At 35.4% G+C, this 14,546-nt stretch carries 12 protein-coding genes; 10 read left to right on the top strand and 2 right to left on the bottom strand.

Features of this window, described 5'->3' with window-relative positions; genetic code table 11:
- Positions 1-11 precede the first annotated feature (11 nt).
- From J8H85_RS02860 to J8H85_RS02815, 10 genes are all read left to right on the top strand, one after another.
- Positions 12-1,598, top strand: a complete 1,587-nt coding sequence (locus tag J8H85_RS02860; RefSeq protein WP_209652490.1) for a carboxypeptidase-like regulatory domain-containing protein — start codon at positions 12-14, stop codon at positions 1,596-1,598.
- Between the two features lie 86 nt (positions 1,599-1,684).
- Entirely contained in the window at positions 1,685-2,119 is a 435-nt protein-coding gene (locus J8H85_RS02855; protein WP_209652488.1) for an META domain-containing protein, read from the top strand.
- 176 nt (positions 2,120-2,295) lie between these two features.
- Positions 2,296-2,766: a lipocalin family protein gene (locus tag J8H85_RS02850; protein ID WP_209652486.1), complete on the top strand. Its 471-nt coding sequence runs from the start codon at positions 2,296-2,298 to the stop codon at positions 2,764-2,766.
- A 13-nt stretch (positions 2,767-2,779) separates the two neighbouring features.
- A complete protein-coding gene (locus J8H85_RS02845; RefSeq protein ID WP_209652484.1) occupies positions 2,780-3,484 on the top strand; it encodes an OmpA family protein in 705 nt (234 codons plus the stop codon).
- A gap of 80 nt (positions 3,485-3,564) precedes the next feature.
- Positions 3,565-5,691 (top strand): Tex family protein, encoded by a 2,127-nt coding sequence (locus J8H85_RS02840; RefSeq protein WP_209652483.1) that lies wholly within the window; start codon positions 3,565-3,567, stop codon positions 5,689-5,691.
- A gap of 249 nt (positions 5,692-5,940) precedes the next feature.
- Positions 5,941-6,444, top strand: coding sequence for a GbsR/MarR family transcriptional regulator (locus tag J8H85_RS02835; protein WP_209652481.1), 504 nt, complete (start codon positions 5,941-5,943; stop codon positions 6,442-6,444).
- Positions 6,445-6,454: 10 nt separating this feature from the next.
- Positions 6,455-7,582 carry an efflux RND transporter periplasmic adaptor subunit gene (locus J8H85_RS02830; protein WP_209652479.1) on the top strand — a complete coding sequence of 376 codons (1,128 nt, stop codon included), beginning with the start codon at positions 6,455-6,457 and terminating at the stop codon, positions 7,580-7,582.
- Positions 7,583-7,603: 21 nt separating this feature from the next.
- Entirely contained in the window at positions 7,604-10,744 is a 3,141-nt protein-coding gene (locus J8H85_RS02825; RefSeq protein WP_209652477.1) for an efflux RND transporter permease subunit, read from the top strand.
- A gap of 5 nt (positions 10,745-10,749) precedes the next feature.
- Positions 10,750-12,162 (top strand): efflux transporter outer membrane subunit, encoded by a 1,413-nt coding sequence (locus J8H85_RS02820; protein ID WP_209652475.1) that lies wholly within the window; start codon positions 10,750-10,752, stop codon positions 12,160-12,162.
- Between the two features lie 125 nt (positions 12,163-12,287).
- Complete coding sequence (locus tag J8H85_RS02815; RefSeq protein ID WP_209652474.1) at positions 12,288-12,683, top strand: hypothetical protein; 396 nt, start codon at positions 12,288-12,290, stop codon at positions 12,681-12,683.
- A gap of 156 nt (positions 12,684-12,839) precedes the next feature.
- Here the strand turns inward: J8H85_RS02815 and J8H85_RS02810 are convergent, their stop codons facing one another.
- Positions 12,840-13,430, bottom strand: a complete 591-nt coding sequence (locus J8H85_RS02810; RefSeq protein ID WP_209652473.1) for a HupE/UreJ family protein — start codon at positions 13,428-13,430, stop codon at positions 12,840-12,842.
- A gap of 37 nt (positions 13,431-13,467) precedes the next feature.
- Entirely contained in the window at positions 13,468-14,439 is a 972-nt protein-coding gene (locus tag J8H85_RS02805; RefSeq protein ID WP_209652472.1) for an NAD-dependent epimerase/dehydratase family protein, read from the bottom strand.
- Between the last annotated feature and the right edge of the window lie 107 nt (positions 14,440-14,546).

Here is a 14,546-nt window from a genome sequence, read left to right as displayed (position 1 = left end):
AACCATGCTTTATGAAAAACACACTAACCACGCTTCTTTTTTTCTTTTCTTTATCATTCATTATAGCCCAAGAAAGCAACTTTTTTTCAGTAAAGGTTGTAGATAGCGTTTCTTTCGAGCCAATAAGTTTTGCCACCATCAGAATAAATAATACCAACAGAGGTTTAATTGCCGATGAAGAAGGGAACTTCAGGTTACCACAAGAACATCTAACTCAAAACGATACTTTAATTATATCTTCCATTGGTTTTAAAACTAATTATGTAAGTATTGAAACTTTAGATAAAGCCTCCCTCAATATTCTTAAAATAGCAGCAAAAGTTGAGGTTTTGGAAACGGTAACTATTACTAAAAGTAGAGTAAAAAAGGAAGCATCTGGTGTTTTAATAGCTGAACAAATTATAACAAATGCCATAAAGAATATAAAGATTCACTACCCTAAAGAACCGTTTTCTTATTTAGCCTATTATCGAGACTATCAAGTTTTCGAAAATGAATATTTTAATTTAAACGAAGGTCTACTTGAAGTCTTTGATGCAGGTTTTAGCACCCATTCATTTTTAAATAAAGAAAACAAAACAGCCCTTTATTCTTATATATTAAATAAAGGGTTTGAACAAAATTCAAAATTTTCTATTCCTTACGATAATAAGAAATCTAAGTACATTGAGAATGCAGAATTACCTCCCATAGGTGGGAACGAATTGAGTATTTTACAAATGCACGACCCTATTAGAAATTATGAAATGAAAAATCTGGCCTTTATTTATAATTGGGAGGCAGATTTTATAAAAAATCACGATTTTGAACTCGTTGGAACGACCTTTTTAAATGATAGACCCATTTATGAAATTAGTATAAAGAAGAAAGTCCCAAAAAACACTTCCATTAATACACGTTTTCTATATGTTAAAGGCAATATGAAGTTTGAAGATAACTTTAGAGCAGAAGGCACTATTTATATATCCAAAGGCAATTTTGCTATCCATAAAATAGTATATGCGGTTTATGAGGGTGACTCTAAAAATTCTACCTATGCTATTAATTTAGAGTACGTGCCTAAAAACAATCGTATGTATTTAAATTACCTTTCATTCAATAATACATTTAAAGTAAAAGATGACAATAGCTTTACAACAACATCGCTTAACTTAAATGATTTGTTAGATGTTGTATATGTAAGTTTCAATAATCCAATAAATGAAAGCACATTAAAAAAGAATAACTTTAAATTGTATTATGCCAATGTAGAACTGCCTATTAAGGCTGTTGAATTGGTTGAAGGTAAAGCGAATCAAATTAAAATTCATATAAAAGAAAACACATTTAAGAAGTTTGAAATGAATGCGAGTTCGAAGGTTGATTTTGAAACTAAAAATGTTTTAGATACCTCAAATAGAACATTGGGACAACTTCTTTTTTTAGATGTGAATCAGTTTAGGGAAATATTTGTGCAAGAGGTTTTTCCCAACAAGAAACCATCAAAGAATTTAGAATATATTGATAAATTATCACCTTTATCCAAAGCTCACCTAAATAAAAACGATGCTGTTTCAAAGTATTGGTTAAATACACCTTTAAAGACAACAAAAAATTAAAAGATTAAATGAAGTTCAAATGGCTCACATTTCAAAAAATGGTCTGCTTTTTGCTTTATTCAGAAAAACTATAAATCAAAAACATTATGAAATTAATTACTTTAAACATTTTTGTAACACTTATACTATTCACAAGTTGTCATACTTCAAAAACAGCAACTTCTACGACATCAAAAGAAACCACGTCTATTGAAAATGTTAAATGGAAACTGGTAACATTAATGGGTAAGGATGTAAGTGATAAAAATGCGTTCATCACATTCTCCAAAGATGATGATAAAGTTTATGGCAATGGCAGTTGCAATAATTTTAGCGGAACCTATCAACTAAAAGAAGGCAACCAAATAACATTGTCTAAAATGGTAGCCACTTTAATGGCGTGTATGGATATGGCAGTTGAAAATCAATTTATGGTAGTTTTAGAGAGAGCAGACAACTATTCTTTAAACGGAAATAATATGACTTTAAACAAGGCAAGAATGGCACCTTTAGCTGTTTTTGAAGCTGCTGAAAAAGAGTAAACTTCTAATTCTTACATACTTAAATAAGTCAAAGAATCTTCGTTTTTCATTTAGTTGGTTTGCCTAAATCGACAAACTACTTTAAATGGAAATTTTATAATCAAAATTGGCAATCTTATAACATAAATATGAGAACAGAATTGCATCTTTGTATCGTAATTTAATGTAAAATTTTTATGAAAAAGTTAATATTATTATGCTTAGCTATTAGTTTAGTAAGTTGCGGTACTTCTAAAACCGTAAGAGTATCAAAAAAAGTGATTAAAGGTGATTGGGTTTTAAATTCAATAACCTATAACCAAGCGGGAACGTACAATGCTACGTTACTTAACGACGCATCAAAAGCTTGTTTTGAAGGTAGTATATGGCAATTTGTACCTAACAACAATACAGGAGTTTATACTATTAACGGTACTAATTGTGCCACAGGGGAAAGATATTTTGTATTCACCATTCAAGAAGTAGATGCTGAAACTGGATTGTATGATTTTTTACTGAAACCTACAAATGAAAAGCATAAATCGGAAACCAATCAAGGGTTTAGGTTAAAACTCGCAGCATTGTCCGATAATGCTATGCAATGGCAGCAAACAGTAAATGTGAATGGCAGTACACTTACTATTAATATGGGTTTTTCAAAACAATAAAAACGGATCGAAGATGAAAACAATTATAAATAAAGCAGGAATTTTACTTTTTACACTTGTTGTGGCAATAAGTTTAACAAACTGTAAATCAGTACAAAATGCAAATAATAAACAAAAAGGTGCCGTTATTGGTGCTACCGGTGGTGCTATTTTAGGAGCCATTATAGGAAACAATGTTGGCAAGGGCGGTAATGGTGAATTAGGAGCTGTTATTGGTGGTGTTGTAGGTGGTGGTGCAGGTATCCTTATTGGAAACAAAATGGATAAACAGGCACAAAAAATTGAAGAAGAAATACCAGGAGCACAAGTAGAGCGCGTAGATGATGGTATTGTAGTGACTTTTGATGAAGGTAGCGGTGTGTACTTTGATACTAATAAGTATAACATTAATGCTGCTTCTCAACAAAACTTAAACAAGCTGATAAATGTTTTTAAAGAATATCCAGACACTAATATTTTAGTAGTTGGGCATACCGATAGCCAAGGTTCAGAAGAGTATAACATGACGCTTTCTAAAAATAGAGCATATGCGGTAACTAATTATTTGTCAAGTAATGGGATTTCTTCAGGAAGGTTAACTACCAATTGGTTTGGAGAAACACAACCGTTACACGATAATGCAACTGCTGCAGGACGTGCAAAAAACAGACGTGTAAATGTGGCTATTTTGCCAAATGAAAAAATGATTCAAGACGCAAAAACCCAAGCTGGGAATTAATTATTTTCAATATAAATTTGTAAAAATCTCGTTTTCAATGTTACTTTGAAAGCGAGATTTTTTCATTTAAAACAAGATTGATGACCCCATTATTAAATTATATTGTTTCCCACACAAAACTTCCCGAAGTTTCCATTAAAAATACGGTTGAATTATTAAATGAAGATTGCACCATTCCATTCATATCCCGTTACAGAAAAGAAAGAACTGGTAATTTAGATGAGGTTCAAATAGGCGATATTGTAAAGTTCAAGGAGCAATTTGAAACTTTAGAAAAACGAAAAGCAGCTATTTTAAAAGCTTTGGAAGAGCAAGATGCTTTAACTTCAGAATTAAAACAAAAAATTGAAGCCACGCAAGATTTAACAACACTTGAAGATTTATATCTACCATTTAAGAAAAGCCGAAAAACAAAGGCTGAAACAGCAAGACAAAACGGATTGGAACCTTTGGCAAAAATAATTATGAGCCAAAATGTGAATGATGTAGAATCGGTAGCGTATAAGTATGTAAAAGGTGAAATTAAGTCGGTTGAAGATGCGTTAGAAGGCGCACGCCATATTATTTCAGAATGGATTAACGAACTTACTGATATTCGAAACAACATCCGACAACAATTGGAACGTTTTGCTATGATTTCCACGAAAGTGGTAAAGGCGAAAGCAGATGATGAAAATGCCCAAAAATTTAGAGATTATTTTGAATGGGAGGAAGCTTTAAGCAGAATACCATCACACCGATTATTGGCTATATTACGCGCCGAATCTGAAGGTTTTATAAAAGTGAAAATTGAAATTGACGATGAAAAAGCCTTAACAAAAATTGAAGACCGCATCATGCGTTCTAATAATGATTGTACAGAGCAAATTCAAATAGCGATACAAGATGCCTACAAACGTTTATTGTTGCCGTCACTTTCAAACGAGGCCCTGCAAAATGCAAAAACCAAAGCCGATGAAGCTGCTATTTCAGTTTTTGCAAAAAATTTAAAGCAACTATTGTTAGGGTCGCCATTAGGAGAAAAACGTGTTTTGGCAATTGATCCAGGGTTTCGGACCGGCTGTAAAGTGGTGTGTTTAGATGCACAAGGTGGTTTGTTGTATAATGAAACCATTTATCCGCATCCGCCCAAGAGCGATACGATTGGTGCTATGAAAAAAATAAGCTCCTTAACAGAAGCGTATCAAATTGAAGCTATTGCCATTGGAAACGGAACGGCATCGCGAGAAACCGAAGCGGTTATTAGAAAAATTCATTTTAAGAATGATATACAAGTATTTGTGGTAAGTGAGGCGGGCGCTAGTATTTATTCGGCATCAAAAATAGCACGCGATGAATTCCCTAATTACGATGTCACAGTTCGTGGTTCGGTATCTATTGGCAGACGCTTGCAAGATCCCTTAGCAGAATTGGTTAAAATTGATGCCAAATCCATTGGTGTTGGTCAGTATCAGCACGATGTTGATCAAACCAAACTTAAAAAAGAATTGGATGTAGTGGTTGAAAGTTGCGTAAATGCCGTTGGTGTTAACCTAAACACGGCAAGTACAAGTTTGTTAAGTTATGTGTCGGGTATTGGACCAAAACTAGCCGAAAATATTGTAGCATATCGCGATGAAAATGGTGCATTTACTTCTAGAAATGAGGTTAAAAAAGTGCCGCGTTTGGGTGGCAAAGCGTTTGAGCAAGGAGCCGCTTTTTTAAGAATTAAAGAGGCTAAAAACCCTTTAGATGATTCGGCAGTGCATCCTGAAAGTTATGCTATTGTTGAAAAAATGGCGAAAGATTTAGGCAAGCATGTAACAGATTTAATAGGAAACAAGGACCAACTTCAAAATATAGATTTAAAAAAATATTGTACGGAAACCGTTGGGCTGCCTACGCTTCAAGATATTATAAACGAATTGGAAAAACCAGGTTTAGACATCCGAGAGCAGGCTAAAGTATTCACCTTTAATCAAAATATTAAAACCATTAACGATTTAAGAGAAGGGCAATTACTTCCGGGTATTGTAAACAATATTACCAATTTTGGCTGTTTTGTAGATGTGGGCATCAAAGAAAGCGGCCTTATTCACGTTTCAAATCTATCCGATAGTTTTGTGAAAGATGTTAACGAGCATGTAAGCCTGCACCAACAGGTTATTGTAAAGGTTTTAGATGTTGATGTTCCGCGAAAGCGTATTCAATTAAAATTGCATAAATAAAAAAGGCTGTCTTAAAAGTGTTTTATATTTACTTTGTCAGGTAGCTTTTCAAAACCGATATTAATTATAAGTAAGTTGATATATTTCAACAAGCTTAAAATGACATAAAACACTTTTAAGACAGCCTTTTTTATTTAACAAATTTTTAACTTCGTTTAGTTCGGAATAAACCGAACCTAATTTATATTTGCACTTTATTTTACTGCCATTATTTTCTTTTCTAAATAAAGCAGTCGCAAAAACATTAAAATGGAAGTTAACATTTGTAAAGAGAAAATGGCCTTAGTTGAAAAACTAGGAGTCCATTTAGAAAAAAGGGAACAGTTAGCACCCGTGGCTGCACGCATTCTATCCTACATTATTCTTACCGGGAAAAGTGGTGCCACGTTTGAAGATATGGTACACATTTTATGTGCCAGCAAAAGCACCATTTCTACACATTTAAACCATTTACAGGATTTAAACAAGATTGTGTATTTCACAAAAACGGGCGACCGAAAAAAGTATTTTGTGATTAACAGGGATATGGTTTTGCAACACATAGATACTATGATTGAGGAATGGCGCGAAGTAAAAGAACTTCATTTAGAAATTAAAGCCTATAAAGAAACCATTAACACCCATAAAGTTAAAAACGAAGATGAAAAATTCGATTTAAACTTTCATAACGATTATATCAAATTTATAGATGGTGCCACAGCTTCTATAGAAGAATTAAGAGCAAAATTAATCAACAATTCATTCAAAATTTAAAATAATAAAAATGAAAACCAATAAATTATATATAGTACCATTACTAACCTTGTTAGTTGTTTTAGGTTGTGCCGATAATAAAGGGAACCAACAGGTTGCACAAGCACCTCCAGCCTCTTTTCCAGTAGCTCAAATTCAGCATAAAACAGTAACAGGATACCAAGAATATCCAACCACAATTGAAGGGGTTGTAAATAGTGATGTAAGAGCAAAAACATCGGGTTACATTCAAAAAGTATTGGTAGATGAGGGGCAAAAAGTACGCAAAGGGCAAGTGCTATTTAAACTGGAAACCCAAACCTTAAGTCAAGATGCAGGTGCAGCAAAAGCACGTATTAATGTGGCTCAAGTTGAAGTGGATAAGTTGGTGCCTTTAGTAGAAAAAAACATAATTAGCCCAGTGCAATTGGAAACCGCCAAAGCAAATTTAGCCCAAGCAAAAGCAAACTACAGCAGCATTGCCGCAAGTATAGATTATGCCACGGTAAAAAGTCCGGTTGATGGCTATGTAGGTGCTATTAATTTTAGAGAAGGCTCCTTAGTAAGCCCTAGTGATGCATCGCCGCTTACTACAGTAAGTGATATTAAACAAGTGTATGCTTTTTTCAGTTTGAACGAAACACAATATTTAGATTTCCTGCAACATGCTGAAGGTAAAAATTTAGAAGAAAAGCTCGCTAGTTTTTCAGAGGTTAACCTGATACTGGCTAACGGAAACATGTATACAGAAAAAGGAAAAATACAAACCAGTACGGGCCAAATTAACCCAAATACAGGAACGGTAAGCATCAGGGCTATTTTTGATAACCCAAATCAGTTAATTACCAATGGTAACAGTGGGAAAATACAAATCCCCGTCGTTTACGAGAACGCCATAGTAGTGCCGCAACAAGCAACTTTTGAACAACAAGGAAACATCCAGATATTTAAGTTGGGCGAGGGCAATAAAGTAGAAACCTCTATTATAAAAGTGAAAGCTACAGTAGATAATGTTTATGTTGTAGAATCGGGCCTAGATACAAGCGATAAAATTTTGCTGTCTGGTGTAGGTAAGTTAAGAGATGGTACGGTAATAGCACCACAAGACGCCTCTTTAGATGAAGCCATGAAGCCCGTAGCTACTTTATTCAAAAACTAACAATCCCAAAACGTATTCGTTATGTTAAAAACATTTATTGAAAGACCCGTACTTTCAACAGTCATATCTATTATCATAGTTGTACTAGGTATCATCAGTATATCCAGTTTACCTATAGAGGAATACCCTGATATTGCTCCACCAACCATTCAAGTATCGGCATCGTACCCTGGTGCTAATGCAGAAACGGTTTTAGAAAGTGTGATCATTCCTATTGAAGAACAAATTAATGGTGTAGAAGGGATGACGTACATTACTTCTACAGCTTCAAATAATGGTACCGCCTCTATAACGGTATATTTTGATCAAGAAGTAGATGCAGATATTGCTGCCGTAAACGTTCAAAACCGTGTGGCAAGAGCAAATCCGTTATTACCTCAAGAAGTCATTCAAACGGGTGTAACCACTCAAAAGCAACAAACAAGTGCTTTAATGTTTGTGTCTATGTATTCTGAAAATGAAGAAGAATATGATGCTACGTTCATTCAGAATTACTTAAAAATTAACGTTATTCCTGCCATGCAACGTATTAGTGGTGTGGGCGATGTTAGTTTATTTTCGCAACAAGATTATGCCATGCGTATTTGGTTGCAACCAGAAAAATTAGCAGCTTATAATTTAATACCTTCAGATATTACAGCAGCTTTGGCAGAGCAAAATTTGGAAGCTGCCGCTGGTTCTTTGGGTGAAAATAGTGGTGAAGCTTTCTCGTATACCTTAACGTATAGCGGACGTTTCAAAGAGGAAAAACAATATGCTGATATTGTTGTAAAAGCATTAGGAAATGGGCAGTTTTTGCGTTTAAGTGATGTGGCAACCATTGAATTGGATGCGCAATCCTATTCGGCAAATGCCATGAGTTTAGGGCACCCAGCGGTTTTTATGGGAATCTTTCAAACGAAAGGATCGAACGCACAGGAAATTATAGAAAACATTAAGTCTACTTTGGAAGCGGTAGAAAAGGACCTGCCTAAGGGGTTGAAAATATTTGTGCCTTATGATACTAGTTTATTCCTAAACGCCTCTATCGATAAGGTGGTTAACACTTTATTGGAAGCTTTTTTACTGGTGTTTTTAGTGGTGTTTATCTTTTTGCAAGATTTCCGTTCTACGTTAATTCCGGCAATAGCGGTTCCGGTTTCCATTATAGGTACGTTCTTTTTTCTTAATATTTTTGGGTATTCCATCAACCTTTTAACGTTATTCGCATTGGTGCTTGCCATTGGTATTGTGGTAGATGATGCCATTGTGGTGGTAGAAGCGGTTCACTCCAAAATGGATCAAGGTGAAAAGAACCCTAAAACGGCCACATTAACGGCCATGACCGAAATATCGGGAGCCATTGTATCTATTACGTTGGTAATGGCGGCTGTATTTATTCCTGTAACCTTTGTAACGGGGCCTACAGGGGTGTTCTATGAACAATTTGGGGTTACGCTTATTATTGCCATTCTTATTTCGGCAGTAAACGCTTTAACTTTAAGTCCTGCCTTATGTGCTTTATTATTAAAAACGCATAAAGATGATGAAGACCTAAAAGGTAAAAATCCGTTACAGCGTTTTTACGCACTATTCAATCGTGGGTTTAATGCCACGGTAGATAAATACGGAAAATCACTTCAGTTTTTATACAGAAAAAAATGGGTGCCTGTATTGTTATTGGTTTTAGCTGTGGCGGGTATTTTCTACGCTTCACAAACAACACCAACAGGATTTGTTCCCAATGAAGATAGAGGTATCATTTTTGCTAATATTGAATTACCTGCAGGCGCATCTTTAGACAGAACAAATGCCGTAGCCAAAGATCTGTATGATAAAATAGATGGTATGGAAGGTATTGTGGGGGTAAACTTTATTAAAGGTAGAAGTTTAATTAGTGGCTCTGGTAGTAATTACGGTTTTGGAATTATAAAACTTGAAGATTGGAGTGCACGTGAAGACGAATCCCTTTCAGTACAAGCCATTACAGGTAAATTATTTGGTTTGGCCGCTTCTATTCCCGAAGCTAATATTATTTTCTTTTCGCCACCAAGTATCCGTGGTTTTGGTAACTCTGCCGGTTTTGAAGTGAATTTGTTGGATAAATTTGGCGGTGAATTTACCGATTTGGACAAAGTGAATAAGGAATTCTCTATGGCGCTTATGGCACATCCAGAGATAAAATATGCCACGTCTTCTTTCAACACGAATTATCCACAATACGAAATGGAAATTAATGTGCCTTTAGCAAAAGAAAAAGGCGTGCAAATTAATAGTATTTTCTCCACGCTACAAGGGTATATTGGAGGTGTTTATGCTTCAGATTTCTCGCGTTTTGGAAAACAGTTTAGGGTATACATCCAATCATTGCCAGAAGATAGAGCCAATGAAAGTGCTTTGAATAGTATGTATGTAAGAACGGATACTGGAGAAATGACGCCCATTACCCAGTTTGTTAGCTTAAAACGTGTGTACGGTCCGCAATCGGTAACCCGTTTCAACTTGTTTAACTCAACAAGTATCACAGGAGCAACAAACGACGGATTTAGTACCGGTGATGCCATTAGGGTTATTGAAGAAGAGGTTGCAAAACTCCCAAGTAATTATACAGTGGCTTATTCTGGTTTAACCCGTGAAGAAGTAAATGCAGGCAACCAAACCACCTTTATTTTTATATTAAGTATTCTGTTTGTGTACTTTTTGTTAAGTGCTCAATACGAAAGTTATTTATTGCCTTTAGCCGTGGTGTTCTCCATTCCGTTTGGTGTATTTGGAGCCTACATAAGCACGAAGCTTTTCGGTTTGGAAAACAATATTTATTTCCAAATAGCCTTAATCATGCTTATTGGCTTACTTGCCAAAAATGCCATATTAATTGTGGAGTTTGCGCTCCAAAGACGAATAAAGGGAGAAAGTATAGTGAATGCCGCCATTCATGGAGCCAAAGCACGTTTGCGCCCTATTTTAATGACCTCGTTTGCCTTTATTTTAGGATTGATGCCTCTGGTGTTGGCTAGAGGTGTAGGAGCTGAAGGAAACAACTCGATTGGTACTGGTGCTGCCGGAGGGATGCTTATTGGTACTATTTTAGGGGTGTTTGTAATTCCTGTCCTATTTATATTATTCCAGTGGTTACAAGAAAAAGTTTCAAGTAAACCAGCAATACAAACTATTGAAGATTAAAGCTTATGATATCTATTATAAAACATACCTTGTTTAATAAAACCATCCTTTTGGTGGTGGTTTCGGTAACATTACAAAGCTGTTTTGTTGCGAAGGAATATCAACAACCCGAGTTGGTAGAAACCCAAAATTTATATAGAACCGATAATTTGCCAGCCGATAGTGTATCGATGGCAGATGTATCGTGGAAAACCTTGTTTACAGACCCTTATTTGAACCAATATATTGAAGAAGGCCTTCAAAATAACATGGATGTTCGCATTGCTATTCAACAAATAGTAGCTGCCGAAGCTTATTTAAAACAAGGAAAAGCGGGCTATTTCCCTACGCTAAGCGGAAGTGCCAAATATACACACCAGGAAAATTCTGAAAACAGCCAATTTGGAAGCGCTTTTCCATCGATAGACTCTTACGAGTTAGCTGCCAATGTATCTTGGGAAGCCGATATTTGGGGAAAAATTAGAAGCAACAAGCGTGCCTACCAAGCCAGCTATTTGCAAACAGTGGCAGCACACCAAACCGTAAAAACGCAATTGGTTTCTAGTATAGCTTCTACATACTATCAGTTATTGGCCTTGGATGCGCAATTGGCCATTACCAAAGAAACGATAGCAACGCGCGAAAAAGGTGTGGAAACCATTCAAGCTTTAAAAGATGCAGGACAGGTAACCCAAGTGGCGGTGGATCAAAACATTGCGCAATTCAACAATGCCAAAGCATTGGAAGTAGATTTGGAAACGGCTATTTTTAAAACCGAAAATGCCTTAAGTATTTTATTAGGGGTATCGCCTCGAAATTTTGAGCGCAACAGTTTAGACATACAAGCCATTGAAACCAATATGAAACTTGGTGTACCAGCCACCTTGTTAAGCAACCGTCCCGATGTCATGGCTGCAGAATTTGCGCTTATCCAATCGTTTGAATTAAGCAATGTAGCGCGTAGTAATTTTTATCCATCATTAACATTAACCGCATCTGCTGGTTTGCAAAGTTTGGATTTTGATACGTTTTTTAATGCCAATTCCTTATTTGCAACTGTAGTTGGTGGGTTGGCACAACCTATCTTCAATCAACGAAAAATTAAAACCCAATATGAAGTAGCCAAAGCACAACAAGAGCAAGCGCTTTTAAAGTTTAAAAAGTCGCTTTTGGTAGCAGGTAATGAAGTGTCGAATGCGCTGTTTGCTTACAATGCTGAAACCAGAAAGTATACTTACAGACAAAAAGAAGTGGAGGCTTTACGACAAGCGGAAAACAATTCGGAAACCCTTTTAAATAACGGGTATGCTAATTATTTGGATTTGTTGACCGCCAGACAAAGTGCTTTAAGTGCTGAGCTGAATGTGATTGATAGCAAATTACAGCAATTGCTAACGGTGGTTAATTTATACGAAGCGCTTGGTGGTGGCTGGAAGTAACGTAATTTAAATGATTAATAATTTTTGTAATCCTTATTAGCGAACGCCATAAAGTTTGTTAATAAGGATTTTTTGCTGTTAAATTATAAAAATAATTATTTTGAATAGTTTGCTATTTTTGCAAGATGAAGAAAGATATTGAAATCCCTAAAGTTGAAGGCGTTTACGTTGCCATTGTAAACGAGTATAACGACATTTATAAAACCCAAGATTGGAACGCCTATATAATAAACGATAAAGCCATTGATTTAGAAATGGTTTTGATTGTAACCTCTGGTTATTCGGAAGAAAAAATAACCTCTACGTTTAGAAAAAAACTGGACACGCTTCCTAAAAAAAGTTACGCTAAAATAGAGTTGATGCAAGAGGAATTATTTGCATTGAACAACACTTTTAAAGTATCGTTTTTTGAGGGAAACAAAATGTTTGATAAAACCTTTTTATTTAGAAAGAACACCATCAACTTAAAGGCGTTACAAGCGATTCCTTTAATGGAAGCTAAAGGTGTTTTGGTAAAGTAAAATTCCTGCGAAGGCAGGAATCTCATTAAATTTAGTTGTGTATATTATTGGAAGTTCTGAACTGCGTTATGGATAGTAGCGGAAAGCCCACAGCGACGCAGGAGCGAGGACTTGCAGCGAATAGCCAGACCCGATAGGGGAACGCCCAAATTTTAACTATGCTAAAAATTCGCTATTGATTATCATTGGGATTACTAACCCTACTACAATGGCAGAAATAACCATTATCCAATCGCGTTTATTAAACCTGAATATGGTTTGCATGATGTACCCCAAGAGTAAAACGGCAAATACAATGATTATTTGAGCTAATTCGATGCCTAAAGCAAACTCCAACAACAGCACTATTTTGTTATCGGTATCGCCTAGTAACATTTTAAATTCGCGCGCAAAACCTAAACCGTGTATTAAACCGAAGAATAAGGTTGATAGAAATAAGACGCCTACTTTTTCCTTTTGAGCACCTTTACCTGAAGTGAATACATTAAATAGCGCTACAACTAATATGGTTATGGGTATTAAAAATTCCACCATGGTTGCTTTTACGCTAATGATGTTATAGACGGCTAAAATAAGAGACAGCGTGTGCCCTAAGGTGAACATGGTAACTAATAAAAACACACGTTTCCAGTCTTTGAATAAATACGGAACAGTAAGTACAATTAGAAATAATACGTGGTCGTAGGCTTTTATATCAAGTACGTGGTTGATGCCATATTGAACGTTGAACCAAAAATTATCGAACATAATACTATTAGGATTTAGGGAAAAACCAAAGATACAATTATTTGGATTCGTTTATCGATGCCTTATATTTTTTATTAAGCTGAAAAAGCATTTCTTGGGTGATGTCTTTTAGGTTGAATTGATGCTTCCATTTCCAATCTTGCCGTGCATAGGAATCGTTGATGCTTTTAGGCCAACTATTGGCAATTTCTTGTCTGTAATCAGGATGGTATGTCATTTTAAAATCTGGCATGTGTTGTTTTATAGAGTCGGCAACTTCTTTAGGTGTAAAACTAATAGCTGCTAAATTGTATGATGAACGTATTTTTACATTATCTTTTTTGGTAGCCATAATATCAACCGTCGCTTTTATGGCATCGTCCATAAACATCATGGGCAACATGGTGTCTTCTTTTAAAAAGCAATCATAAAAACCGTCGGTTATGGCTTTATGATAAATTTCTACCGCATAATCGGTAGTGCCACCACCTGGCAGTGTTTTCCAACTAATAATACCTGGGTAACGTAAACTACGCACATCTACACCGTATTTGTTATGGTAATATTCACACCAGCGTTCGCCAACTTGTTTGGTAATACCATAAACGGTAGATGGCTCCATAATAGTATATTGTGGTGTATATTCTTTGGGTGTTGTGCTGCCAAAAACGGCAATACTTGATGGCCAAAATACTTTTTTTATAAATTTTGCTCGGGCTAAGTTTAATACGTGGAAGAGGGATTCCATATTTAAATCCCAAGCTTTCATGGGGTATTTTTCGCCAGTGGCACTCAAAATGGCAGCCATTAAATAAACGGTATCAATTTTATATTTTTCCACACACACTTTTACGCTGGCGTAGTTTTTTGCATCAACAATTTCGAAAATACCCGAATTAACAATATCTAAATTACTGTAACTTATGTCGCTTGCAATTACATTTTCGGCACCATACAATTCCCTAAGTTTGAATGTTAACTCAGACCCTATTTGCCCACAAGCACCAATTATTAATATTTTAGACTTCATTTAATGTTGTAATTATAAAGATTTATCAAAAATAATAAGTTTTTATTGATAATATCGTATTTTAAAAACGAAATATCACGAATACGATTACAAACTATCTGAGAAAA

Source organism: Mariniflexile gromovii (genome assembly GCF_017814435.1).
GTDB classification, from domain to species: Bacteria; Bacteroidota; Bacteroidia; order Flavobacteriales; family Flavobacteriaceae; genus Mariniflexile; species Mariniflexile gromovii.
The sequence above is the reverse complement of the archived record's forward strand: the minus strand, read 5'-3'. Positions and strand labels throughout refer to the sequence as shown.